This is a genomic window from Pontibacter ummariensis (assembly GCF_900188175.1).
GTDB classification, from domain to species: Bacteria; Bacteroidota; Bacteroidia; order Cytophagales; family Hymenobacteraceae; genus Pontibacter; species Pontibacter ummariensis.
Map to the genome: position 1 here is coordinate 307,008 of NZ_FZOQ01000002.1, position 23,971 is coordinate 330,978.

18 protein-coding genes are annotated in these 23,971 nt (G+C 51.6%); 6 read left to right on the plus strand and 12 right to left on the minus strand.

Annotated elements, in window-relative coordinates; genetic code table 11:
• Positions 1-108 precede the first annotated feature (108 nt).
• The 3 genes from hutG to hutU all read right to left on the minus strand — a co-directional run bounded on the left by hutG (position 109) and on the right by hutU (position 4,399).
• Positions 109-1,083, minus strand: coding sequence for a formimidoylglutamase (gene hutG / locus CHB92_RS03365; protein ID WP_089317751.1), 975 nt, complete (start codon positions 1,081-1,083; stop codon positions 109-111).
• Between the two features lie 39 nt (positions 1,084-1,122).
• A complete protein-coding gene (hutI, locus tag CHB92_RS03370) occupies positions 1,123-2,400 on the minus strand; it encodes an imidazolonepropionase (RefSeq protein ID WP_089317752.1) in 1,278 nt (425 codons plus the stop codon).
• 295 nt (positions 2,401-2,695) lie between these two features.
• Positions 2,696-4,399 (minus strand): urocanate hydratase, encoded by a 1,704-nt coding sequence (hutU, locus tag CHB92_RS03375; protein WP_089317753.1) that lies wholly within the window; start codon positions 4,397-4,399, stop codon positions 2,696-2,698.
• Positions 4,400-4,506: 107 nt separating this feature from the next.
• Here hutU and CHB92_RS03380 point away from each other — a divergent pair, with 107 nt between their 5' ends.
• Positions 4,507-5,145 carry a class I SAM-dependent methyltransferase gene (locus tag CHB92_RS03380; RefSeq protein WP_089317754.1) on the plus strand — a complete coding sequence of 213 codons (639 nt, stop codon included), beginning with the start codon at positions 4,507-4,509 and terminating at the stop codon, positions 5,143-5,145.
• Positions 5,146-5,258: 113 nt separating this feature from the next.
• On the opposite strand, the gene CHB92_RS03385 is transcribed toward CHB92_RS03380, so the two are convergent.
• The 9 genes from CHB92_RS03385 to CHB92_RS03425 all read right to left on the minus strand — a co-directional run bounded on the left by CHB92_RS03385 (position 5,259) and on the right by CHB92_RS03425 (position 14,767).
• Positions 5,259-6,197, minus strand: coding sequence for a sugar phosphate isomerase/epimerase family protein (locus tag CHB92_RS03385; protein WP_089317755.1), 939 nt, complete (start codon positions 6,195-6,197; stop codon positions 5,259-5,261).
• A gap of 50 nt (positions 6,198-6,247) precedes the next feature.
• Positions 6,248-7,138, minus strand: a complete 891-nt coding sequence (locus tag CHB92_RS03390; protein WP_089317756.1) for a hydroxypyruvate isomerase family protein — start codon at positions 7,136-7,138, stop codon at positions 6,248-6,250.
• A 250-nt stretch (positions 7,139-7,388) separates the two neighbouring features.
• Positions 7,389-8,144, minus strand: coding sequence for a 3-keto-disaccharide hydrolase (locus CHB92_RS03395; protein WP_089317757.1), 756 nt, complete (start codon positions 8,142-8,144; stop codon positions 7,389-7,391).
• A 4-nt stretch (positions 8,145-8,148) separates the two neighbouring features.
• The gene (locus tag CHB92_RS03400; protein ID WP_089317758.1) at positions 8,149-8,595 is read right to left on the minus strand and encodes a c-type cytochrome; all 447 of its coding nucleotides are present in this window, start codon (positions 8,593-8,595) and stop codon (positions 8,149-8,151) included.
• Between the two features lie 16 nt (positions 8,596-8,611).
• Positions 8,612-9,667 (minus strand): sugar phosphate isomerase/epimerase family protein, encoded by a 1,056-nt coding sequence (locus CHB92_RS03405; RefSeq protein ID WP_089317759.1) that lies wholly within the window; start codon positions 9,665-9,667, stop codon positions 8,612-8,614.
• 8 nt (positions 9,668-9,675) lie between these two features.
• Positions 9,676-10,833 (minus strand): Gfo/Idh/MocA family protein, encoded by a 1,158-nt coding sequence (locus CHB92_RS03410; protein ID WP_089317760.1) that lies wholly within the window; start codon positions 10,831-10,833, stop codon positions 9,676-9,678.
• A gap of 103 nt (positions 10,834-10,936) precedes the next feature.
• Entirely contained in the window at positions 10,937-11,500 is a 564-nt protein-coding gene (locus CHB92_RS03415) for a gluconate 2-dehydrogenase subunit 3 family protein (RefSeq protein WP_089317761.1), read from the minus strand.
• Positions 11,501-11,570: 70 nt separating this feature from the next.
• Complete coding sequence (locus CHB92_RS03420) at positions 11,571-13,037, minus strand: Gfo/Idh/MocA family protein (RefSeq protein ID WP_089317762.1); 1,467 nt, start codon at positions 13,035-13,037, stop codon at positions 11,571-11,573.
• Positions 13,038-13,087: 50 nt separating this feature from the next.
• Positions 13,088-14,767 carry a GMC oxidoreductase gene (locus tag CHB92_RS03425; protein ID WP_089317763.1) on the minus strand — a complete coding sequence of 560 codons (1,680 nt, stop codon included), beginning with the start codon at positions 14,765-14,767 and terminating at the stop codon, positions 13,088-13,090.
• Positions 14,768-15,458: 691 nt separating this feature from the next.
• Between CHB92_RS03425 and CHB92_RS03430 the strand changes: the two genes are divergently transcribed.
• From CHB92_RS03430 to CHB92_RS03455, 5 genes are all read left to right on the plus strand, one after another.
• Positions 15,459-17,906 (plus strand): zinc-dependent metalloprotease, encoded by a 2,448-nt coding sequence (locus CHB92_RS03430; protein ID WP_089317764.1) that lies wholly within the window; start codon positions 15,459-15,461, stop codon positions 17,904-17,906.
• Between the two features lie 819 nt (positions 17,907-18,725).
• Positions 18,726-19,358 (plus strand): HAD family hydrolase, encoded by a 633-nt coding sequence (locus tag CHB92_RS03435; protein WP_089317765.1) that lies wholly within the window; start codon positions 18,726-18,728, stop codon positions 19,356-19,358.
• A gap of 283 nt (positions 19,359-19,641) precedes the next feature.
• Positions 19,642-20,562 (plus strand): universal stress protein, encoded by a 921-nt coding sequence (locus CHB92_RS03445; protein ID WP_179222946.1) that lies wholly within the window; start codon positions 19,642-19,644, stop codon positions 20,560-20,562.
• Positions 20,563-20,818: 256 nt separating this feature from the next.
• Positions 20,819-23,059 carry an outer membrane protein assembly factor BamB family protein gene (locus tag CHB92_RS03450; RefSeq protein ID WP_089317768.1) on the plus strand — a complete coding sequence of 747 codons (2,241 nt, stop codon included), beginning with the start codon at positions 20,819-20,821 and terminating at the stop codon, positions 23,057-23,059.
• A 250-nt stretch (positions 23,060-23,309) separates the two neighbouring features.
• On the plus strand, positions 23,310-23,765 hold the full coding sequence (locus CHB92_RS03455; protein ID WP_089317769.1) for an Hsp20/alpha crystallin family protein: 456 nt from the start codon (positions 23,310-23,312) through the stop codon (positions 23,763-23,765).
• Positions 23,766-23,971 lie beyond the last annotated feature (206 nt).

Below are 23,971 nucleotides of genomic sequence, written 5' to 3' on the forward strand. Positions count from 1 at the left end.
AACAAACAAAAAGGCGTAGTATAAGTCCTGTAGGTGCTTTTGCTACGCCTTTTTTTAAAGAAACGCGAAGCCATGGTTGGTGAGACGAAAGTAAAGAAGACCGACCAACTATAGTCGGCTCCACCATTTTACTGCGTGATAGATTATTCCGGCTCCTAGCTTTGCCGTATGGTTATCTATGTCCTGACCCGGGTTGAGCTCAGCGATGTCCAGGCTCAGCAGCTTGCCACTCTGTACTACTTGCTGTAATAAGCAAAGAACAATGTCGGGTTGAAGACCCAGCGCATTAACGGCACTGACGCCAGGTGCATAAGCGGCGGCAAAAACATCCAGGTCTATGGTCACGTACACCGCGTCTACCTCCTCCAGGAAGCTTTGTACGCCCTGGAGCACCTCAGCGAACTGAGCGCTCTGCATCTCCTCCGCCAGAGTATAGCGTACCCCGAGCTTCTCTGCCACCTGAAACAGCGCCTGGGTATTCCCCTGCTCCTGTACCCCGAGCACTTGGTAATGGAAGTCCCGCCCTTTCGCCTGTAGCCTGTCCGCCATTTGCAGAAAGGGAGTACCGGAACTCGCTTGCTGCGCATAACTACGCAGATCGAAATGGGCATCAAAATTCAGGATGCCTAAACGCTGTTGGGAGGTTACCTGCTCAAGGCCCAGCAAGTGGCCATAGGCTGTTTCGTGTCCGCCCCCCAGCACAAGGGTGCTATAGCCCTGTTGTTGTAGGTGGGCTACTTTCTTGCCCAGCTGCTCTTGGGCCTCCTCCAGGTGTTGCCCTGTACAAAGCACGTCCCCGGCGTCGTAGAGCGTTACGTGCGCCGGCAGATGGTAAGCAAAGGAAGCCATGGCCGCACGAAGGACTGCAGGACCTGCGATGGCCCCTACTCTCCCCTGGTTGCGCCTGACCCCTTCATCACAGCAAAAGCCGAGAAAGGCAAAGCCGCGCTCCCCCTCCGCTACTGCCGGTACCGTACCTGCCATATCTAACAAATGTACTGCCTGGTGCCAGCGTGAGCCAAGGGAGCCATCCTGTGCATCTACTCTCCCTTTCCAGTATTCTTTTGTAGCGGGTCTATACATGTATTTCTGCTTAATCTTACTGCAGTCCTTCCAAAGGCTCTAGTAAAGCCGATCTGCTTTTTGGCTTTTAACCGTGATTTTTCCTTTCTTCCAGATAACGGCTGGCTTCATCTTGCCCTGCAAGTACAGCACTTCCCGGTAATCGGAGGTAGGGAAAGCGATGAAATCCGCTAATTGCCCCTGCACAATCCGGCCTCTGTCTAATAAGTTCAGGGCCCGGGCAGCACGCACGGTGATAGCCGCCAGTGTTTCGGCAAGGGTAAGTTTTTCTGCTGCCCCTAATAAAGCGGCCTGCAATAAAAGGTCTCCCATGGGAGCTGAGCCAGGGTTCCAGTCTGTGGCAATAGCCAGGCATAACCCGCCATCCAGCATTTTACGGGCCGGGGCATAAGCCATGCCCAACCCCAAAGAGGCACCCGGCAGGACCGTCGCCACCACATCAGCCTCCTTTAACAAGGCTATTTCTTCGTCTCCGCTCGCCTCCAGGTGATCGGCACTCAGCGCCCCAGCCTCCGCTGCCACCTTACTGCCATTTGTGCTAAACTGATCGGCATGCACGGTGAGCTCAAAGCCTTGTTCTTTGGCTGCCAAAAGGTACTCCAGGGCCTCCTCCTGTTTGAAGGCCGTGTCTTCAATAAAAATATCGACCCGATTCGCCAGTCCCTGCTCTTTTACCTGGGGCAGCAGTTCTTCCAGTACGTGCTGCAAGTAGGCGTTGGCGTCAGCATGCTCGGGTGGCCGCATGTGCGCTGCCAGACAGGTTGGCACCAAGTCTATCACGTGGTGCTTGTGCACCAGATGGATCGCCTCCAGCATCTTTAACTCCTCATCCACTGATAAGCCATAGCCACTCTTTACTTCTGCCGTTGTGATGCCTTCCCGCAAGTGGCGATCACAACGCTTTTTCAGGAGGTCTACCAGTTCCACTAAGGTGGCCTCGCGTGTTTTGCGAACGCTTTCCAGTATCCCGCCTCCCTTACGGGCTATATCCAGGTATGATTTCCCGGCTACGCGCATGGCATAATCTGCCGCACGAGAGCCTGCAAAACACATGTGGGTATGCGCGTCAATTAAACCAGGCATCAGCACCATCGGCTGGTCTATCTTTTCCAGGTCGTAGCCCTCTTCGCTTGCCAGTTGAAGTAAGGCACCATAGTCACCGACCCGGACGATCTCTTCTCCCTGCACCAGCACGCCCGCATGCTCAAGTACCTGCAATTCCTCATCCTGTATAGGACCTGCCTCCGGCAGCGCCGCCATGGTAAGGAGTTGGCTGAAAGGACCAATTAAAGTATAGTCATTTTGAGTTGCTTCCATATTCTTGCTTTTGTTTATCTCCCTGTACCCGGTTTAGAAGGTAGGAGTTTTGCCAGAGGGGAAGTGCGCCAGTGCAGCTGCACTGGGACACAAGGCATGACTGGGTAGCTGCCCCAGCACTAAATTAGCCTGTCACCAGACACAGAGTACGCTTAGGTACTATCCACCCTATAAGAAAATCCCTGCCAAAGCCCAAGCTGTGCCTACCCGGCTATCGCTCTTAAGAATTGTGGTTTACCCCTCTTTCCTAATATATCTTGAACTTAGAGAACAGAACCTTGTAGTTTACCGCTACTTACAAGGTTAAGCCAAACTTCCGGGCATTTTCCTGAGCCGTTTCATATCCGGCATCCGCATGACGGTAAATTCCCATGGCTGGGTCATTGTAGAGGACCCGTTGCAGGCAGCGATCCGCCCGGTCAGTACCATCGGCCACTACCACCATACCAGCATGCTGGGAATACCCCATCCCGACACCACCGCCATGGTGGAAGGAGACCCAGGTAGCCCCACCGGCCGTGTTGGCCATCAGGTTGAGCAAAGGCCAATCAGATACCGCATCGGAACCGTCTTTCATGCCTTCTGTCTCCCGGTAGGGAGAGGCTACTGAGCCGCAGTCCAAGTGATCACGGCCAATCACGATCGGCGCTTTTACTTTCCCTTCCCGCACCAGTTGGTTAAACAGCAAGCCCGCTTTCTCGCGCTCTCCCATCCCCAGCCAGCAGATACGGCACGGAAGTCCCTGAAAAGCGACCTTTTCTTCTGCCTGCTCCAGCCAATTGATCATGTGGGTGTTCTCGGGGAACAGCTCCTTTAATGCTTCATCCGTTACCCGTATGTCCTCCGGGTCTCCTGAGAGCGCAGCCCAGCGGAAAGGGCCTTTGCCCTCACAGAACAGGGGCCGCACATACTCCGGCACAAAGCCCGGGATGTTAAAGGCATCTGCCTCCCCACCCTGCTTGGCAAACTCCCGCAGGTTGTTGCCATAATCGAAGGTACGGCTGCCACGGCGCTGCAATTCCAGCATAAAGCCCACATGCCGGGCCATGCTCTGAAGGGCCTGCACTTTATAGGCAGCAGGATCGCTCAACCGCAACAAGGCCGCTTCTTCCAGGGAGAGGCCGTTGGGCACATACCCATTGATCGGATCATGTGCAGAGGTCTGATCAGTAAGGATGTCCGGCGTGATATTGTCTTTTAGTAAGCGCTCCAGCACATCGCCGATATCTCCTACCAGTCCTACTGAAATCGCCTCACCCTGCTCCTTCGCCTCCAACACCCACTTTTTAGCCTCCTCGTAATTGTACGTCATGCGGTCGATGTAACGGGTCTCCAGGCGCTTTTTGATGCGCTCCGGATCAACGTCCACCCCCAGAAAGGTAGCACCCGCAATGGTGGCTGCTAAGGGTTGTGCGCCTCCCATCCCGCCCAGGCCTCCTGTCACCAACAGTTTGTGGCGCAAGTCCCCGTTAAAATGTATCCGCCCACAAGCCGCAAAGGTCTCGTAGGTGCCCTGCAATATCCCCTGCGTCCCGATGTATATCCAGCTACCTGCTGTCATCTGCCCATACATCATCAGTCCCCGCTCCCGCAACTCATTAAAGTGCTCCCAGGTAGCCCAATGCGGCACCAGGTTGCTGTTCGCGATCAAGACCCGCGGAGCTTCCGGGTGCGTCCGCACCTTGCCCACAGGCTTGCCAGACTGTACCAGCAGGCTCTCATCCTCCTCCAGGGTTAAGAGTACCTCTATGATCTTGCGTGCGTCTTCCGGAGTGCGGGCAGCCTGCCCGATGCCTCCATACACGACCAGCCGTTTTGGGTCTTCGGCCACTTCATCCGTTAGATTGTTCAGGAACATGCGCAGGGCCGCTTCGGCCTGCCAGTTCCTGGCATGCAGCTGGGGGCCCCTGGGCGGGATATAAGTGGGATGATTGGCGTACTTCTGAATGAACTCGTTTACAGACAGGCCTGCCTGAGCAGGTGCAGGGGTGTTGTTCATAGTTTTAGGGTTTAGGTAAGCATCTACTCAAGTATCCGAAATTTTTAGAAAAAAGTATAGAAATTCTGTTATAAATTGAAGGCGTCGCATCACAAAGCATATGCCCCATGACTGTACCCTCCCTTTCTACCTTACCCTCTCTTTTCGGTAACATAGACCTTTACCTGTTCGATCAAATATTGAAAAGGCGCATCAGCGAAGGCATGTCTGTGTTAGATGCGGGTTGTGGCACCGGAAGAAACATAGAGTACCTGATGCAGGCAGGCGTGGCGGTACATGGGGTAGACAGTTCAGTAGCAGCTATAGAAAAAGTGCGGGAACTGGCAAAGCTACTGGCACCGCAAAATCCTACAAACCATTTTATCTTAGCAGACATAGCAGATTTGCCTTATCCGGATGCTTCTTTTGAAGTCGTACTATGCAGCGCGGTACTCCATTTCGCTAAAAATGAAAACCACTTCAGAATGATGGTACAGGAATTATGGCGTGTGCTACAACCTGGCGGTATGTTGTTTAGTCGCTTTAGCACTACCATTGGCATGGCCGGGAAATTACAGCAAGCAGGAGAACACCTTTACCAGATGCCGCATGGACAGGTCTGGTTTTTGGCAGATGAGGCCATGCTTGTGGAACTACAAGGGTCTCTGGCTGCTACCATGCTGGAACCGCTGAAGACGGTCTTAGTGGGGCATGAAAGGAGCATGACGACTTGGGTACTGCAAAAACCGGATACCTTCCTTAGCTAAGGCATTCGCTCTATCAGTAGTTCTCATTATAACAAAAAGCCCCTGTACTTCTTTAGTACAGGGGCTTTTTGTTATAATGAGACAGGCAAAAAACCTGTCCTCCTCTACCTAGCTTATTGCAGTAAGGTCTCTGTTACATAGTTCTGGCTCTGGCGAATGCTCTGGTACGGATCCATGTTAGGCGCGAAGTTCTCCTGCTCTACATAGATGTGCTCCACGTCCGCTGCTGCCTTCTCGAAAAGCGACTTATAATCAATGCTGCCGCTACCGATTTCAGTGTTCAGCTTCGGATCGTTCTTGTCCATGTCCTTCACGTGCCACATTACAAAGCGGCCCGGGTTCTCCTGCATTAAAACAACAGGGTCTTTACCTGCTCTGTAAGCCCAGTAAAGGTCAAGCTCCATCTTCACTAACTCCGGGTCTGTCTCCTCCAGCAGAATCTGGTAGCCTGTCGTGCTATCGTAATTCTGGAACTCGAAGTCGTGGTTGTGATAGGCGAGTTTTAAGCCTTCTTCGTTAACTCGCTTGGCAGCCTGGTTGATTGCCTGTGCTACCTTACGGTAATCCTCCGGGCTCTGACGTAGGTTGTCGCCCAGGTAAGGAACCGTAATATAGGTCTGGCCAATTGCCTTGGCAGCATCGATGTAAGAAGTAAGGATTTCATCGTTTCCTCCTGCTATGATCTGGTCAAAGCCGTAATGACCGCTTGGGCTTGTCAGGTTGTGCTTCTTCAGCAATTCGCTGAACTGCTGCGGGCTAAGGCCCCAAAAACCATTCTCTTTGGAGTAGCCGTAGGTCTCAACTTTCTTATACCCCGCATCAGCTACTTTGGCAATTACGGACTCTATTCCCTCTTGCCCAATCTGCTCTCGCAATGTATAAAGCTGTATGCCTAGTTCTTCTTCCGCGTCATTTACAGCAGTTACTGTCTCTACGGCAGCATCTTCTTGAACTGCCTCGGTGTTAGAACTACAAGAAGTAAGCGATGGTGCCAGGAAAACACCGGCTAACAGGAAACCCGCAGCTTGCAGGAAAGATCGTCTTTTGTTCATTAGTTTTTAGAAAGATAAATGGATAGTTTTTTTCTGTTTAATGGTACTGTTTACACGTCACAAATCTGTACGGCCTTGCGCAAGGAAGCCATCTTGTCTGGTTGCAAGGGCATGAACTCCTGGGCTACATACCCTTTAAAGCCCGTTTCCTTAATGGCTTTCATAATGGCCGGATAGTACAGTTCCTGTGAATCGTCTATTTCATTTCGCCCGGGTACGCCGGCCGTATGGTAGTGCGCAATGTATGGATGGCTGTCCCGGATGGTCTGGATCACGTTTCCCTCGTCGATCTGCATGTGGTAGATGTCGTACAGCAGCTTGAAGTTTTCGGAACCCAAGCGCTTGGCCAGCTCCACGCCCCAGGCAGTTTTGTCGCACTGGTAATCCTTGTGGTTCACTTTGCTGTTCAGCAATTCCATCACCAGTGTTACCTTGTGCTTCTCAGCCACGGGCAAAAGCTTTTTCAGGCCTTCGGTGCAGTTCTGCAGTCCCGTCTCATCGTCCATGCCATTGCGATTTCCGCTAAAGCAGATCAGGTTTTTATACCCTGCCTTGGCTACCAGCGGTATCATCTCGGTATAGTTTTTCAGGAGGGTAGCGTGGTACTTAGTAGTGTTCCAGCCCTCTGCCAAGCCGATCTCAGCCCCATTGCACATCGTAGACTCAAGACCATACTTTTGCAACACAGGCCAGTCTTTAGGGCCAACAAGGTCTATCCCTTTTATGCCTATGGCTTTTGCAGCAGCGCAGAGCTCCTCCAGGCTCATTTCATTAAAGCACCAACGGCAAACAGCATGGTTAATGTTTCCCTTCAACTGGTTAGCAGTTTCAGCCATCTGCGCGCAGGCTTCGATAGAAGAAAGCATGCCCGTTGCAGTGATGGTGGCCGCTCCAGCAAAAATGCCTTTCAGTGCGGTTCTTCGTTTTTGTTCAAATGCCATCGGTAAAAGTTTAGAATTATGAAGCTTTTGCGGAATCGGCTGTATTTGGTGCACTTGATTTATAGCTCAGGTGATAAGTACAGATCTCCAAAGCCGAAAATCAGGCCACCCGGCATGATACGAGCTTGCTCCTGCTATACTAATTCCCCCTAGCCCGCTTCAAAAGGACTAAGAGGTCAGAAGTATGGGCTTGCAAGCTTTTATAGTTAAGTAACCTCAACCTATAGCATGATTTGCCTCGCTTCCCTGGCTATAGCCTTTTGATCATAATGTTGCGGTACCACACGTTATCCCCATGGTCCTGCAAGGCAATCTTACCGGAACGGAACGTGCCGAAGTCAGGCATGGAAGCAAACTTGCTACCGGCAACCAACTTCTTCCAGTTGTCATCCCAAAGGGTCGTGTTTACTACTTCTACCCCGTTCTGGATGAACTGCAGCTTACCGCTGTTGCTGATCACCTCTACCTGGTTCCACTCCCCTGCTGGCTTTACTGTTTCCTGGCTGCTTGGTATCAGGTCGTATAAGTCGCCGGCCCTGTGCTTATGGATTTTAGCGTCCGGATGCCCTTCGTTGTCCAGCACCTGCATCTCCAGACCCGTGCTCCACACATAGTCGTACTTCGTGGGGTCCTCCTTCACGAATAAGATGATCCCACTGTTCCCGTTCTGTGCAATTTTCCACTCCAGCTTCAGGTGAAAATTGTCAAATTCTTCCTCTGTCACGATATCGCCTCCGCCGTTTGTCTGCCAGTCTTTTTTATCAGAGGCATCCAGGCGCAACATACCGTCTTCCACTTTCCAGGCTTTACCCGTTACCGTTTTGCCATAGCTATGCCAGCCCTTGGTGGTTTTACCATCAAAAAGGGGCAACCAGCCCTCTGCATCGGCTGCGGCTGTTTCTGTTGCTGGCACCATAGAAGCTTCTGTTGTTACGGTCTCGGACTGTTGCGACTGGCAGGACATTAGTCCGGCCAGCAGCAACACAGAAAGAAAATGATGTTTCATGTGCTTACTTTTTTAGAGCTAAGATATACCGCGCCATGGCTTTGGCTTCTTCTTCATTCAGGTCAGGATGCGGCGTCATCGGGATCTCTCCCCAAACACCTTTCCCTCCTTGTATGATCTTGTTTGCCAGGAGCGTTACATTCTCCTCGTTAAACTCATACTTTCCGGCCACTTCCGCATAAGAAGGTCCTACCAGCTTCTGGTTTTCCTGGTGGCAGGTAAGGCAATCAGAGAGCGCAATAAGCTTTTTGCCCTCCTCATAGTTTTGCTCCTGCGCTACGTCACTTGGGGTGGCAACGGCATCCGCGTCTTCTGTTTGTATGGGTGTTACTTCTTCCACAGCTTCCGTTTCGGCTGCTTCCCGGTCATAAACATCCGCGTATTCCGACTCTGAGTTGCCACAGGCAGCCAGAAAAGCAACGCAACTGGCAAACATGAATATCTTTTTCATTTCTTTTCTTTGATTCTTATGCTAATCCTAAAATTCTTTTGTTGGCTTCGTCGTCCACGCCAGAAGCGGCGAAGTCGTCAAAGGCTTTCTCTGTTACCCGGATAATGTGATCCTGAATGAACTTGGCTCCCTCGCGGGCACCGTCTTCCGGATGCTTCAGGGCACACTCCCACTCCAGCACGGCCCATCCTTTGAAATCGTAAGCGGAGAGCTTGCTGAACACAGACTTGAAGTCTACCTGCCCATCGCCCAGGGAGCGGAAACGCCCGGCACGGTTTACCCAGCTTTGGTAACCACCGTACACGCCTTGTCTGCCCGTTTGGTTAAACTCCGCGTCTTTTACATGGAACATGCGGATACGCTCGTGGTAAATGTCGATATACTCCTTATAGTCCAGACACTGCAGTACAAAGTGAGACGGATCGTATAGCAGGCAGGCACGCGGATGGTTGTTTACTTCTTCGAGGAACATCTCATAGGTAACCCCATCGTGCAGGTCCTCGCCTGGGTGTATCTCGTAACAAAGGTCCACGCCCGCCTCATCAAAGGCGTTCAGGATGGGAGTCCAGCGCTTGCCCAGCTCCTTAAAACCAGCGTCTACCAGACCCGCAGGGCGCTGAGGCCAAGGGTATACAGTGTGCCAGAGTAAAGCACCACTAAAAGTACCGTGTGCGTTCAGTCCTAAGTTCTGAGAAGCCTTGGCAGCATTCTTTAGTTGCTGTACGGCCCATTCTGTCCTGGCCTGCGGGTTGTTACGGTACGCTTCCGGGGCAAAGCCATCAAACAGCGTATCGTAAGCAGGGTGAACAGCTACGAGTTGCCCGTGCAGGTGACTCGACAATTCAGTAATCTTCAGACCCTGTCCTTCTACAATGCCCTTTATTTCATCAGCATATGTCTTACTTTCCGCAGCTTTCTGAACGTCAAAATACTTGGTGTCCCAGGTAGGTATCTGCACCCCTTCGTAGCCGAGGCTTTTTGCCCAGCTACAAATGTTCTCTAAGGTGTCAAAAGGTGCCTGGTCGCCTAAAAACTGTGCTAAGAAAAGAGCTGGTCCTTGTATCGTTGTCATAGTTCTATTTAAATCGTGAAGTCAATCCATTTCTTGTCTGATTTACCGGAAGCAATCACCTGCTCAATAAAGGCCATGCCACGCACGCCATCCGCTACACCCGGATAGTCTTTCGATTCCGCTTTCGCCTCTTTGCCTTCTATCTGCGCCCTTACGGACTGTGCGAAATTGCGGTACAGGTTGGCAAAAGCCTCCAGGTACCCTTCCGGATGCCCAGCCGGTGTGCGGGAGTTGTGTTGGGCATAAGAGCTTACATAACCAGTGCCGGTACGGTAGATCTCCGCAGGCTTGCTCAGCCATTTCACCAGCAGGGTATTCTCATCGCTTTGCTGCCATTCCAGGCCACCCTCCTCGCCGTATACGCGGATCTTGATGTTGTTTTCTTCACCGGCAGCCACTTGTGTAGCAAAGAGCACACCGCTGGCGCCATTGTTAAACTTCAGCAGTACGGCACCATCGTCATCTAACTGCCGGCCTTCAACCACTACATTAATATCAGCGCATAACTGAGTTACTTCCAGGCCACTAACATACTCTGCCAGGTTGAAGGCATGGGTACCGATGTCGCCCATGGCACCGGCAATACCGCTTTGGCTCGGGTCTGTTCGCCAGGAGGCCTGCTTGTTGTCGCCACCCTCTTCAAACTTGCTCAACCAGCCCTGCGGGTACTCTACATATACCTTGCGGATCTTGCCCAGCTTACCGGAGGCAACGAGCTGCTTTGCTTCCTTTACCATCGGGTAGCCTGTGTAGGTATGGGTCAGGCAGAACAGTTTGCCGGACTTCTCCACTACCTCGCGAAGCTCCAGCGCCTCCTGCAAGGAGAAGGTCATGGGCTTGTCTAGCACTACGTGGAAGCCACTCTCCAGTGCCAGTTTAGCCGGTTCGAAGTGTACGTGGTTTGGCGTTACAATACTGATCACCTGTACTCTTTCCTCTTCCGGCAATTGCTTTTCTTTCTCAAACAGCTCCTTATAGGAACTGTACACCCTCTCAGGGGCTAAACCCAGCAGTGTACCACTGGCTTTAGACTTTTCAGGATTGCTACTAAACGCGCCACATACCAACTCATACTCTCCGTCTAATTGCGCAGCAATGCGGTGCACAGCGCCAATAAAGGCTCCCTGTCCACCGCCTATCATACCTAAGCGTAACTTATTTGACATTATTATTAGTGGTCTTTTAGTTCAGCAAGCCAGTGCCGACCTTCGGCCGCCTTCTGAACCCGCATTTAATATAGGAATTTTATTTTATTTTACCGGAATGCGATCAGGTCGCCCAGGCTCTCTCCCCTTTCTTATAAGGAGCATTGCCATCGTACCGGCCCGGAACAGCCACATAGCGAAGCGCCTGTGTGGCACCCACTTCGGAGGTAAAGAAGCCCAGTAGGGTCAGCTCTTTCATCATCCGGAAATAATGGCTCGGCTCGCCTTCTTTTTTTTCAGCCATATACGCTTTCTGCTCTGCATCAAGCGTTGTAAGCAGGGCTGTGCGCTGGCTTTTGTCCAGCTTCATAAATTTCTTGCTGTACTTTTTGTTGCTGATCTCATCCAGTTGAGAAATACCTTTGAGGAACACCGCCTGGTCTTCCGGTGTATAGCAGTCCTTTACCATCACGGCCATAAAGTCTCCTACTTTGGCGGCTTTAGCGCCCGGTGTGCTGGTAGCCGGCAGGATCGTCTCAGCTACTTCGTCCAGAAACGTAACCTGGTCGATGTCGAACAACTCATTTACCTGGGCTGGCTTTGATGTACAGGCCACCAGGAGGTCAGCGCCCACAATCGTGCCGCCCAGCAACCAACTCACAGCCGTAATAGCTTCTCTTCTGTTCATGTTTTCTACTTAACAGGTATGGTTAACAATCTTTGCTTTATTACTTTTAAAATACTTTAAACCTTGGCCGCTATACACCTAGCGACCACCCACTTCTGTATTCCCGCTTCACAAACTGATTCACCTCGTCGAGATTGGTGATGCGCATGTTCTGGTTGTCCCAAAGCAACTTGATGTTGCGGCCTAGGTAATCGAAGCCATTCCCCTCGGCTCTGGCTTTTCGTACATCGTTGCCCCGGATGGCGAGGTTGGCCATGAGCAGGGCTTCTGTCAGCGGACCGGAGATCTCGAAAGGGGCACTCAGCTCTTTTTTGCCGTAACCTGCCAGGCAGCCCTCCACCCATTGGGCATAATGTCCCGCCGAGCTATTGGGCACGCGCGCCAGCTTCTGCTTTACCTGTACTTCTGCTGTGCGGGAAGTAGGTAACAAACGGGGGTTCTCGGCATAAGTACTGGCCATCATCTTGCCTTTCGTACCGACAAACAGGATACCGTTCCCCCCATCGCCAAACACTTCGTTTGGTCCCAGTTCTTCGGGGCGCTCCGGCTGTATGCCGCCATCCATCCAGTGCAGCTTTACTGGTCCCTTTGTTTTAGGGGTCTTGGGGAAGTTGAGGGTCACATGGCTGGAAGGCGGGCAGCTTTCCGGGAAATAACCACGTTTGAATTCATCCACGTACACGCTTCCTACGCTGGCCTGCACATCGGTGGCGTGCTGCAGCCCTAATACACTGAAGGGCGCCTCGATCAAATGGCAGCCCATGTCGCCGAGCGCTCCGGTGCCGTAGTCCCACCAGCCGCGCCAGTTAAAAGGCACTAGCTTCTCTACATAATCTTTATAAGGGGCTGTGCCCAACCATAGGTCCCAGTCCAGTTCTTTGGGCACTTCCGCCTTGCCGGCCGGCCAGGATATGCCCTGTGGCCACACAGGACGGTCGGTCCAGCAATAAACGGTATGCACATCACCGATCACGCCGGCATCGTACCACTCCCGCAACTGTCGCACCCCGTCGCCGGAGGCCCCCTGGTTGCCCATCTGGGTGACCACCTTGTAGCGCTTGGCTGCCTCCGTTAGGGCACGGGCCTCGTAGATGTCATGCGTGAGTGGCTTTTGTACATACACATGCTTGCCCAGCTGCATGGCAGCCATGGCCTGCACGGCATGGTTATGGTCTGGCGTGGAGATGGAAACAGCATCGATATGCTTTGCTTCCTTGTCCAGCATTTCCCGGTAGTCTTTGTAGTACTTCGCTTTCGGGAACTTTAGCCTGGAGTTGGCGGCCCTTCTGTCATCTACATCGCATAGATAACCAATATCGGCCTTACCACTGTTGAAGAAACTCGCAATATCACTTTCGCCTTTGCCACCCACACCGATACCTGCGATCACTAGCCGGTCACTAGGAGCCAGGAAGCCGGGTCCTCCTAGCACGTGGCGTGGCACAATCATAAAACCGGCAGCGGCGAGTGCACCTGCTTTTAGAAAGTCTCTTCTGGATTTACCGGGTACGCTAGAGGACTTATCCTTTTCGGACATAGGGTCTAATGTTAAAGTGTTATAGGAATACCAGCGTCTGCAAGCAGCGCCTAGACGTTCATTTTCTTCAATTCACTTACAGCGTGATCTACGGCACGGGCCGTCAGGGCCATATAAGTCAGCGAAGGGTTCTGGCAAGCAGCCGAGGTCATACAGGCGCCATCCGTCACGTACACGTTTTTGGCATCCCATACCTGGTTGTGCTCATTCAGCACAGAGGATTTCGGGTCGCGACCCATACGCGCAGTGCCCATTTCGTGTATTCCCATCCCCAGCGGGCTGTCTGTTTCGTAGCCTCTTACATTCTTGAAGCCGGCTACTTCCAGCATCTCTACCGCATCGGCCTGCATGTCTTTGCGCATCTTCCACTCGTTGTCTTTCAGTTCGGCATCAATGGCCAGCACCGGAAGCCCCCACTTGTCTTTCTTATTTTTGTCCAGCGTTACCTTGTTCTCATGGTATGGCAAGGTTTCCCCAAAGCCGGTGAGACCCATGTTCCACTGCCCTGGCTCGCAAAGGGCGTCTTTAAAGTCACCGCCGATGCTCATTTCCGCTATCTCACGGCTCCAGTTTTCGCGGCTGGCACGGCCCTGGTAGCCAAAGCCGCGTATGTAATCCCGCTTCTCCCCGTTCATGTTGCGGAAACGCGGGATATAGATCCCATTCGGGCGACGGCCGTAGTAGTACTTGTCTTCGTACCCTTCCATGATGCCCGTAGCCCCTACCCGAAGGTGGTGGTCCATCAGGTTGTGTCCCAGTTGTCCGCTGCTGCTACCCAATCCGCCTTCCCATACATCAGTGGCCGAGTTCATCAGAACCCAGGTTGTGTTGAGTGTTGAGGCGTTCAGGAACACTACTTTGGCAAAGTATTCATAGGTTTGGTTTGTCTCCGCGTCGAGCACCTCTACCCCTTTTGCCTTTTTGGTGTCCTTGTCATAGATAACTTTCGTGACAATAGAGAAAGGGCGAACGGTTAAGTTACCTGTGGCCATGGCAGCAGGAAGCGTAGCTGATTGCGTGCTGAAATAACCTCCGAAAGGACAGCCTAACCAGCATTTGTTGCGGTACTGGCAGTTCACCCGGTCATGGTGTGGCGTAGTAAGGTTCGCCACGCGACCAATGATCATATGACGGTTTCCGGCATAGTGTTTCTTCAGACGGGCTGCCACGTCTTTTTCTACAATGTTCAGGTCCATTGGCGGCAGAAACTCCCCGTCCGGCAGGTGCGGGATACCCTCCTTCGAGCCGCTGATGCCGGCAAATTTCTCGACGTGACTGTACCAGGGAGCCAGGTCCTTGTAGCGGATCGGCCAGTCTACCGCAATGCCTTCTTTCGCGTTTGCCTCAAAATCTAAATCGCTGAGGCGATAGCTTTGGCGCCCCCACATGAGGGAACGCCCACCCACGTGATAGCCCCGGTACCAGTCGAAGCGTTTTATTTCTGTATAAGGGCTTTCCTTTTCGTTTACCCAGTAGTCCAGGTTGGTCTCGTTCAGCGCGTAATCACGTTTTAAAACGGGATAGTCTTCGATCATCTGCTGCGTGCGGCCCCCTCGGTGCGGGAACTCCCAGGGATGTTTATTCGCATTCACGTAGTCCTTCACGTGCTCAATATTCCGCCCGCGCTCCAACATGATGGTCTTTAACCCTTTTTGAGTAAGTTCTTTGGCAGCCCAGCCACCCGATATTCCGGAACCTACGACAATTGCATCATAAACATTTTCGGCCATAAAAGAGATGGTATAATTTAAAACAGTACAATATTTTCTTTAAGCAATTTCAATACTCGTCTATAAGAGCGAAGCGCCCGGCAGTGCAGCAGCAATCAGGCACAGTTCAACCATTACAAGGCGCACCAAAAGCGCTGTAAGGTGTTTCTTTACTGATTCAGATGGAGCTGTCCTCCTTGATAAGCTAAGCGAAAAAGGTATGAGCGACCCGGCTACAGGCATGAAAAAGAGCAGCTTTTGCTACCCCTGATTTCTTAAAAAGCCTCATACTTTAATTCAATTAAAATGGTTGCATAAACGTGAGCGCCCACTCAATTAACAACCAAGATAGGCACTCGTTCCAAAAATGTCAAACATTTTTTTATTCTGTTGTGTAAACATCAATGTAGGTGGATTTTAAATTTGGTTTAAATTCCTGTACAAATCCCCAAAATGCTTCGCCGTCCTCTATCCTGTGTTTATTTCCTAAACAGAGACAGCGAAACCCGAAGGCCTGCTCCTCTCCTTTCGTAGAAGCTGGCGGCTTACTTGTTTCCCAGGCAGTTTCGATCCTCGGTGGTTATTGCTGCGGAAGCTGTTTCTGGGATCCTACAGAAGACCTTTCCCCTTACCGCCACCTGCACTTAGGTTTATTCCCGGCTTCGCTTTATCTTACAGTTTAAACGCTAACCTTAATCCCAAATAAAAAAACATGACAACACCCTTCCCTAAAAGGTGGTGGCTGCTTTTGCTGATTCCCTTGCTTTCGGCAAGCGCGGCTATCGCCCAGAAGCTTCCCTCTATTGCTTCCAAAACGGCAGGCATGAAAAAGTACCCCGGCTACTTCACCTATTATTATGATGACGAGACAGGTAAAGTCTGGCTGGAGATAGACAAACTGAATCAGGAATTCCTGTATGTGAACTCTTTGTCGGCAGGACTGGGCTCCAATGACATCGGGCTGGATCGCGGACAGCTAGGTGGGGAACGCATCGCGTACTTCAGCAAGCAGGGGCCGAAAGTGATGCTGGTACAACCCAACCTCGCCTACCGCGCCACGACGGACAACCCAAATGAAAAACGCGCGGTAGAGGAGTCCTTTGCCCAGTCTATCCTGTGGGGCTTTAAAGCCGAAGCCGCAGACGGGAACAAGGTGCTGGTTGATGCCACAGACTTCCTGCTCCGCGATGCCCATGACGTGATTGGCAACATTAAGCGCACCAGGCAAGGCAATTACAGGCTCGATGCCAGCCGCTCTGCGCTCTACCTCCCCCGCACGAAGAACTTTCCGAAGAACTCTGAGTTCGAGGCCACCCTTACCTTTACAGGGGGCGAAGATGCGGGACGTTTTGTACGCGAAGTGGCCCCGGATGTGCAGGCCCTGACGCTGCGCCAACACCACTCTTTTATACAGCTGCCCGATAATAATTATAAGCCTCGTGTAGCTGACCCCCGTGCCGGCTATTTTGGTATCTCCTACCTCGACTATGCCACCCCTGTTGGCGAGAACATTGAAAAGCATTTCATTGCGAGGCACCGGCTACAAAAGAAAGACCCTTCTGCCAAAGTATCTGAGGCCGTGAAGCCGATCGTTTATTATGTAGACAACGGAGCGCCGGAACCGATCCGTACTGCCCTGGTGGAAGGGGCCCGCTGGTGGAACCAGGCCTTTGAGGCGGCTGGCTACAAAGATGCTTTCCGGGTAGAAGTGCTGCCCGACTCGGCAGACCCCATGGACGTGCGCTACAATATAATTCAATGGGTGCACCGCAGCACGCGTGGCTGGTCTTACGGTGCCTCTGTTCAGGACCCGCGCACTGGCGAGATCATCAAAGGGCACGTATCACTGGGCTCTCTGCGCGTGCGCCAGGACTACCTGATTGCGGAAGGATTACTGGCCCCTTACGAAGAAGGAAAGCCGGTAAGCAAAGCGATGATGGACATGGCCCTGGCCCGTATTCGCCAACTGTCTGCCCACGAGACAGGTCACACCCTGGGCATCATGCACAACTATGCCGCCAATAACAATGCCTCTGTGATGGACTACCCACACCCACAGGTAAGCCTGGACCGCGCAGGCAAGATCGATATCAGCCATGCCTATGACACAGGTATTGGGGATTGGGACAAAGTGGCCGTCACCTACGGCTACCAGGACTTCCCGAAAGGAGTAAACGAGAAAAAGGAATTGGATGAGATCCTGGCCAAAGGCAGAAAAGACGGACTGTTGTTTATATCTGACCGCGATGCCCGTGCGCCGGGTGGTGCCCACCCGGTCGCCCACCTGTGGGATAATGGTGCTAGCGCAGCCGAGGAATTACTGAATGTGCTGCGCGTACGGGAAAAGGCCCTGCAAAATTTCTCCGAAAAGAACATTAAACCCGGTGCTGCCATGAGTACGCTGGAGGATGTACTGGTACCTGTTTACAATTACCACCGCTACCAGACAGAGGCAGCAGCCAAACTCATCGGTGGCGTTAACTATACGTATGCCGTGCGGGGCGACGGGCAACTGGTAACGGAGGTACTGGACCAGCGTGAGCAACAGAAAGCACTGGATGCCTTGCTCAAGACCATCTCCCCGGAAACACTGACCCTACCGGAGCACATCATCTCGCTGATCCCGCCACGTGCCCCTGGCCTGCGCAGCAGCCGCGAACTGTTCGAAAAGCGTACCGGCCTTACTTTCGACCCATTGGCGGCTGCCGAGGCCTCAGCTGATTTCTCGGTATCCTTTCTCCTGCACCCTGAGCGTGCCTCCCGGTTAGTAGAACTGGGCGCCCGCGGCAACAGCCTAAGCCTGCTGGATGTGACCAAACAGTTGGTAGACAACACCTGGAAGAGCCCGCGCCGGAAAGGCTTACAAGAACAGGTACAGTTACAGACCGAACAGGTAGTTCTTACACACCTGTTGGCACTTGCTAACAACGAAAATGCATCGTACGGCGCCCGTGCCGTGGCCACTGCCGCTCTACAGGACCTGAAGGGCTATATCGAAAGCAGGCAGCGCAGCTACAAGCAGGATGCCTACCAGGCCCACCTGACCTTCGCCCTGGACCGCCTTACCCGGCCCGGGTCTGAGGAAGTAAAACCAAGCCGTGCCCTCGACCTTCCTCCTGGCTCCCCGATCGGTAGCGGCGAGGCCTTAGGATGCGAGTAGTACCGAGCCTCCTAAAAAAGAATGCCCCTGCTAGATCAGTTCCGGCAGAGGTATTCTTTTTCACAGAAGGGTCTCAAAGAGCAGGATAAGGTCCCAATTACTAATAACCGATCCTAGTCATAGACACCGGCACTAAGTGCTCTTGCAGCAGCAAACGGCAGTTTTACGAGGTACCTGAAGAAGACTCGCAGAGCCGTGCTGTCAAGACCATGAGCTATACTCATTCATCGATAATTTCTGCTTGATGGCCTTGATAGTCCTGCCGTCTGTAGAAAGGAATTTTAAAAACCAACTCGACCTCTTAGCTTTATGAGGCTAAGACACAATCTAGTGCTTGTTTAAGGTGAGATGTAAGTAAGACACATACAGTTTTAGCTGTGAAGCCTCGCTCCTTCGGGCGGGGCTTCTGTTGCTTAAACCCTAGGGCATCCCGCTTCTGCCCCGGCGCATGCCCATTTTAGGTGACACGCATAGGTGCTGTCTCCACGCCTCAGTGCCAGTTACTTTTAGTGCTCCAAAAGCACATCTATTACTGAAGGAGCAACGTATAGGTATTTTATATATATAAATTAAACCTCTCAGCCTTTTCTTCTTGAGCTACTTGATACTTTTCTGCCTACTGCTTTTCGCCGGTGCCGTGAACCTGTTGGAAGACACGCCCGAGCAGCTACCGGAGAACCGGACAAGCGAGTAGCAGCTTTTCCGTTAGCTGAGGCAGTGTTTCCTCTGCTATCCCTTCCTACGATTATCTTATTTAAAGAGAACAATTCGGCCGAATTAGCGTGATAGAGATAGTGCCAAGCTTTAACAGGATAGGAAATGGAACATACCGGAGAAGAAGTCAGAATAGCGGTTTTCGACCTGAACGGTACTTTTTATAACAAGCACTCGAAAGACGAGTTCTTTAAATTTATCTGTGCGAAAGAGCCCAGCAAGGCCCCGTACTTCTTTCAGATGGCTTATTACGAGATCCTGAAGAAGTTGCACCAGATTAGCAAAACAGAGTTTAAAGAGAACTTCTTTAATTACTTAGACCACCTTTCACCCGGACAAGTGCATGCCTATGCAGAAGAGTTTTGGGCACAGGAATACCCTGCCAATTTCAACCAAGCATTGCAAAACCGCTTTGCCGAACTAAAAAAAGACAGCGTTCAGGTTTACTGTGCTACAGGAGCGCTAGAACTGTATGTCAGTCCTTTATTTAGGCTATACCCTGTTGATGGCCTTGTCGGAACAAGGGTCAAGTATGAAAACGAAACCTATAAAGTGATTGGCAAAGCCTGTAAGGACGAAGAAAAGATACTCCGGTTGGACGCACTATTTCACGGGAAGCCATACAGGATTGTAGAAGCTTACTCCGATAGCAAGGAGGTTATACTTAACGAAGCAGAGAAAGCCTACCTCGTAGAGGACAAGGAGCTGGTGCCATACAAAGAGCAGTTAGAGGCTTAGCCCGATCGTCTACCAATCCACAAACGCCCCCCCTGCACGGAACGCCTCCACAAAAGGATGCTCTTGCCCCTCCCCCCAATCGTCACGATCCAAACTCCTCTCAGAGGCTACAAAGACACCGGGAATTGGCTGCATGTAACCACTATGCATAAGAAAGTTAACAAAGATCACTTTTCCTGCTGACACAGCGCATCCCTTTTGGCTGTGCTGCAACTTAATTTTATAATGTAGTCCGGTTTCAATAACTAAGGCCGGGCACATGTACAACAAAACTCGCGCAGCCATGAAAGCCATTTTAGTACCTGTTGATTATTCAGATAACGCTCGGAACGCCTTTTCTTATGGGCTAGAGATAGCCAAGGTTACAGGTGCCGAAGTAATCTTGCTACATGCCTTCTTCCCCATCATGTCTCCTCCTGCTTCTTACGATGCAGCAGACGTCGTACTGGCAATGGAAACAGGCAAACTAAAAGAACTGCAACACTTTGCTGACATAAGCATGAAGGCTCTTTCTGCCACTGCCGAGGATTGCCCAGGCCGTGCAGCTAAGCCCTATGGGAGCATTAAAGTTAGCTGTGTTACGAAAATGGGAGGCTCATTCGATCAGATCATGGAAGCTATCGAAGCTTACCACGTGGACTTGGTTGTAATGGGCATGCAGGGCGGAAACGCAATCAGTCAGGCTATATTGGGTAGCACTACCATTTCCGTTATGCAGGAGAGTCCTGTTCCGGTTTTAGCGGTGCCAAAGGGCATTCAATACAAGGGCTTCCGGTCTGTGGCTTTTGCGACCAACCTCAGCAAGCTTCCTGAAAACGCTGACCTACACATGCTGCGGGACTTTATTAAGGTCCTTAAAGCAAAACTACAGGTGTTGCACCTCTACCAGACAGACAGCCAATTCAGGATGTTTGATGCACGGGATGCCCTGGCCACCCTCCAAAGAAACTTTCAGGATGTTGACTACGACTTTTCTTTCGACTTCCGCAAGGATGTGGCTGCAGGGATACAGGACTTTATTCAGGAAGAGCAGGTCGACCTGTTAGTTCTGATTCCACAAAAGCACAATGTAATTGAAAGGTTGCTGGATCAGAGCATAACAGGCAAGATAACGGCTCATCCACTAGTGCCCCTGTTGGCGCTACCGTCTTACCTTTTAGAGGACAATGAAAGCATTGACGAAGCGGTGACAGCCGCTGAGTAGCCAGCAGCGAGGCATTCTTTCTTATAAAATAGAACAGTAGTTCAAGAATCCGTGCACCCAGTAGGGCCGTTTTTCTGGGCTACTGTTTTTGTTATTCAAGTCCCGTTCTTTCCAAAGTCTGTAGAAGGACTCCTGTTAATAAATCCGCAAACTCTTTCCTCTTTTTAGTATCTTGGTCTAGAATACCCTCATACTTAATTGGTCAGCACAGAAGGTAATTCCTTTTTTCGGGAAGCAGCTTCTTTAACAGCACAACATGAATAGAAAGCTTTTATGGGCTATCCTGCTTTTAGCCGGCTCCCTTTCCATCTCCTGCGTCAGGCAACTTGCCTCGGAAGAGGAAGGCCAGGACAAGTACAGCGGGTGGCGCACCTATGCCGGCAGTAAAGAAGGAAACCGCTACTCCTCCAACACCCAGCTCACACCAGAAAATGTAGCCCAGCTAGAGGTAGCCTGGCGTTATAGCACAGGCGATAAAGACCCTGAAGATAAGTCGCAAATCCAGTGCAATCCCATAATGGTGGATGGCGTGCTGTACGGCACCTCTCCCTTTCTAAAGCTTTTTGCCTTGGATGCTGCTACCGGCGCGCAAAAGTGGCTTTTTGACCCTGCAAAAACAGGAAGCAACCCCAACGGCGACATGGCCTGGTTCCACCAGATAAACCGGGGCGTGGTGTACTGGGAAAGTGAGGAAGGAGAAGAAAAGCGTATTCTTTACAGTGTTGGGCCTAAACTTTTTGCCGTGAATGCCGAAGACGGATCGCTGGTGAAAAGCTTTGGAGAGGGCGGTGCTATCAACTTATCGGAAGGGCTGGACCGGGAAGGAAGTGAGGATGCCTACATCGCTGGCACCACACCGGGGGTGATCTACAAAGACCTACTCATTATGGGGATGCGTGTAACAGAGGATGGTGATGCTGCCCCTGGTCATATCCGGGCTTTTGACGTACGGACGGGGGAGCGCAAATGGATCTTCCATACCATTCCGCACCCGGGAGAAAAGGGGTATGACACCTGGGAAGACCCGGATGCCTGGAAAAAGATTGGGGGCGCCAACAGCTGGGCCGGGATGTCGTTGGATGAAGAACGAGGCATTGTCTACGTACCAACGGGTACGGCCGGTCCAGACTTTTATGGGGGCGTGCGCAAAGGCCAGAACCTCTTTGCCAACAGCCTGGTGGCACTGGATGCGGCATCAGGCAAGTACATCTGGCACTACCAGGTGGTGCATCATGACCTGTGGGACCGGGACCTCCCCGCCAACCCGAACCTGGTCACCATCACCAAAGACGGGATAAGAATAGATGCCGTAGCACAGATCACCAAGCACGGCTATGTGTTTGTGTTCGACCGGGATACCGGAGAGCCAGTTTTCCCGATAGAAGAAAAGCCTGTCCCAACCAGTGGCTTGCCAGGCGAAAAGGTATGGCCCACACAACCGATCCCCTCGCTCCCCGAACCCTTTGCCCGGCACAAGTTTGACGAAGAGGATGTATCGGACCTGACGCCGGAAACATACCAGGACATGCTGACCAAATACAGGGCCGTTAAGCATAAAGGCATGTTTGCGCCTCCCAGCAAAGACGGGAGTTGGATCTTCCCCGGCTATGATGGCGGGGGCGAGTGGGGCGGCGCAGCCGTAGATCCTGAGTCTGGCATTCTCTACGTAAATAGCAGCGAGATGCCCTGGATCCTCACGATGATGGACGTACCCAAAGAAGCAGGTAAAGACCTGTCGGTAAAGGGCATTGGCAAAACAATCTACAACAAGTACTGTATTGCCTGCCACGGGCCCGAAATGAAAGGCAACGGCACCTCCATCCCTTCTTTAGTTGCGCTTAACCAACGAATGAAAGAGGAGCAGGTTAACAGCATCATCACAGGAGGCCGTAACATGATGCCTGCTTTCCGGCAAATCCCCGAAAGCGAACGCACCGCGCTGATCGCATTCCTGCTGAACACGGAGGAGAAAGAGGCGCATGCCAAACTGGAACTGGCAAAGGAAGTGGGCGGCGCGGAAGCCGACAACATTGCCGGGGCAAAGAACATCCTGGACGAGATACCTTACGTCTCCACAGGCTACCACCGCTTTCTGGATAAGAACGGCTATCCAGGTATCAAGCCTCCCTGGGGGACCTTGAACGCGGTGGACCTGAGCAGTGGAAAGTTACTGTGGAAGGTGCCTTTGGGAGAGTATGAAGAACTGACAAAGAAAGGAATACCGCCGACTGGCACCGAGAATTACGGTGGTCCTCTCGTCACCAAAGGAGGACTGGTGTTTATTGCCGCTACAAAAGATGCTAAGCTCCGGGCCTTTGACAAAAAGAGCGGAAAAGTGCTGTGGGAAGCACAGCTGCCTGTTCCTGCCTATGCCACCCCTGCTACCTATCTGTTAAATGGGAAGCAGTATGTGGTTGTTGCCTGTGGCGGCGGCAAAATTGGAAGCCCTTCCGGGGACCAGTATATTGCCTTTGCCTTGCCCGAAAAGAGCAGGTAGTACACGCATCATGAAAAAGCGTGCAATGATACGGTTCAGCCAGTTGCTACAAGGTGGCAGGTTAGCCGGAAACTCATACTTACACTGCCTGTTCATAATCTGAAATATTTTCAGAAAGGTGGGAGAAATCCTGTCAGAAAAGCTGTCAACTTTTCAAGTTTTACCGATTGGCAAAGCCCTTGCTATGTACCAATTAGAGCTTTTAACTCATAGTTTACTACAATACCATAACAGAAAGGAGGGTAACATTATGGGAACATTAGCTAAAAACAACAGCGGTTTATTTCCAGCTATTCCGTCCTTCTTGGATGACAACATGCTGCGCGATTGGTTCAGCTGGCCCATGAACAGAAACACTGAGAATGGATCTGTTCCGGCTGTGAACGTGAGAGAATCCAACGAAGCCTTTGAACTGGAAGTGGCTGCTCCGGGCATGAACAAGCAGGACTTTAAAGTGGAGCTTGATAACAACATGCTCGTAATTTCTGCCGAAAAAGAAAACAAGCAGGAAGAGCAGGACGAAAAGGGCAACTATACCCGCAGAGAATTCAGCTACCAGACCTTTACCCGAACTTTCAGTTTGCCTGAAAGGTTGGTGGAAGGCGACAAGATCTCTGCCAAGTATCATGATGGTATACTGCATATAACCGTACCCAAAACTGAAGAGGCTAAAATAAAGCCTGCGAAACAGATTAAGATCTCATAATAAAAGAGGCGGTGTTTGCGCACCGCCTTTTTTATTACGCTACCCGCCCTCCCCTTTAACGCTTCTCTCACTCTGCGGCCAATTTCCGCCTGAAAGCACGCCCTGGATAGGTAAAGCAATCCTTTTCCCGTACTTTCGCCAATTCATTTAAGGAGGCGCAACAAAAGGGTGTAAAGTATACTACACTTAAAGGAATAGCGCGAAGA

Excerpts from the sequence above, each read along its gene's own strand:
- hutG (WP_089317751.1), bottom strand. The coding sequence starts at position 1,083 with ATGTATAGACCCGCTACAAAAGAATACTGGAAAGGGAGAGTAGATGCA.
- hutI (WP_089317752.1), bottom strand. The coding sequence starts at position 2,400 with ATGGAAGCAACTCAAAATGACTATACTTTAATTGGTCCTTTCAGCCAA.
- hutU (WP_089317753.1), bottom strand. The coding sequence starts at position 4,399 with ATGAACAACACCCCTGCACCTGCTCAGGCAGGCCTGTCTGTAAACGAG.
- CHB92_RS03380 (WP_089317754.1), top strand. The coding sequence starts at position 4,507 with ATGACTGTACCCTCCCTTTCTACCTTACCCTCTCTTTTCGGTAACATA.
- CHB92_RS03385 (WP_089317755.1), bottom strand. The coding sequence starts at position 6,197 with ATGAACAAAAGACGATCTTTCCTGCAAGCTGCGGGTTTCCTGTTAGCC.
- CHB92_RS03390 (WP_089317756.1), bottom strand. The coding sequence starts at position 7,138 with ATGGCATTTGAACAAAAACGAAGAACCGCACTGAAAGGCATTTTTGCT.
- CHB92_RS03395 (WP_089317757.1), bottom strand. The coding sequence starts at position 8,144 with ATGAAACATCATTTTCTTTCTGTGTTGCTGCTGGCCGGACTAATGTCC.
- CHB92_RS03400 (WP_089317758.1), bottom strand. The coding sequence starts at position 8,595 with ATGAAAAAGATATTCATGTTTGCCAGTTGCGTTGCTTTTCTGGCTGCC.
- CHB92_RS03405 (WP_089317759.1), bottom strand. The coding sequence starts at position 9,667 with ATGACAACGATACAAGGACCAGCTCTTTTCTTAGCACAGTTTTTAGGC.
- CHB92_RS03410 (WP_089317760.1), bottom strand. The coding sequence starts at position 10,833 with ATGTCAAATAAGTTACGCTTAGGTATGATAGGCGGTGGACAGGGAGCC.
- CHB92_RS03415 (WP_089317761.1), bottom strand. The coding sequence starts at position 11,500 with ATGAACAGAAGAGAAGCTATTACGGCTGTGAGTTGGTTGCTGGGCGGC.
- CHB92_RS03420 (WP_089317762.1), bottom strand. The coding sequence starts at position 13,037 with ATGTCCGAAAAGGATAAGTCCTCTAGCGTACCCGGTAAATCCAGAAGA.
- CHB92_RS03425 (WP_089317763.1), bottom strand. The coding sequence starts at position 14,767 with ATGGCCGAAAATGTTTATGATGCAATTGTCGTAGGTTCCGGAATATCG.
- CHB92_RS03430 (WP_089317764.1), top strand. The coding sequence starts at position 15,459 with ATGACAACACCCTTCCCTAAAAGGTGGTGGCTGCTTTTGCTGATTCCC.
- CHB92_RS03435 (WP_089317765.1), top strand. The coding sequence starts at position 18,726 with ATGGAACATACCGGAGAAGAAGTCAGAATAGCGGTTTTCGACCTGAAC.
- CHB92_RS03445 (WP_179222946.1), top strand. The coding sequence starts at position 19,642 with ATGAAAGCCATTTTAGTACCTGTTGATTATTCAGATAACGCTCGGAAC.
- CHB92_RS03450 (WP_089317768.1), top strand. The coding sequence starts at position 20,819 with ATGAATAGAAAGCTTTTATGGGCTATCCTGCTTTTAGCCGGCTCCCTT.
- CHB92_RS03455 (WP_089317769.1), top strand. The coding sequence starts at position 23,310 with ATGGGAACATTAGCTAAAAACAACAGCGGTTTATTTCCAGCTATTCCG.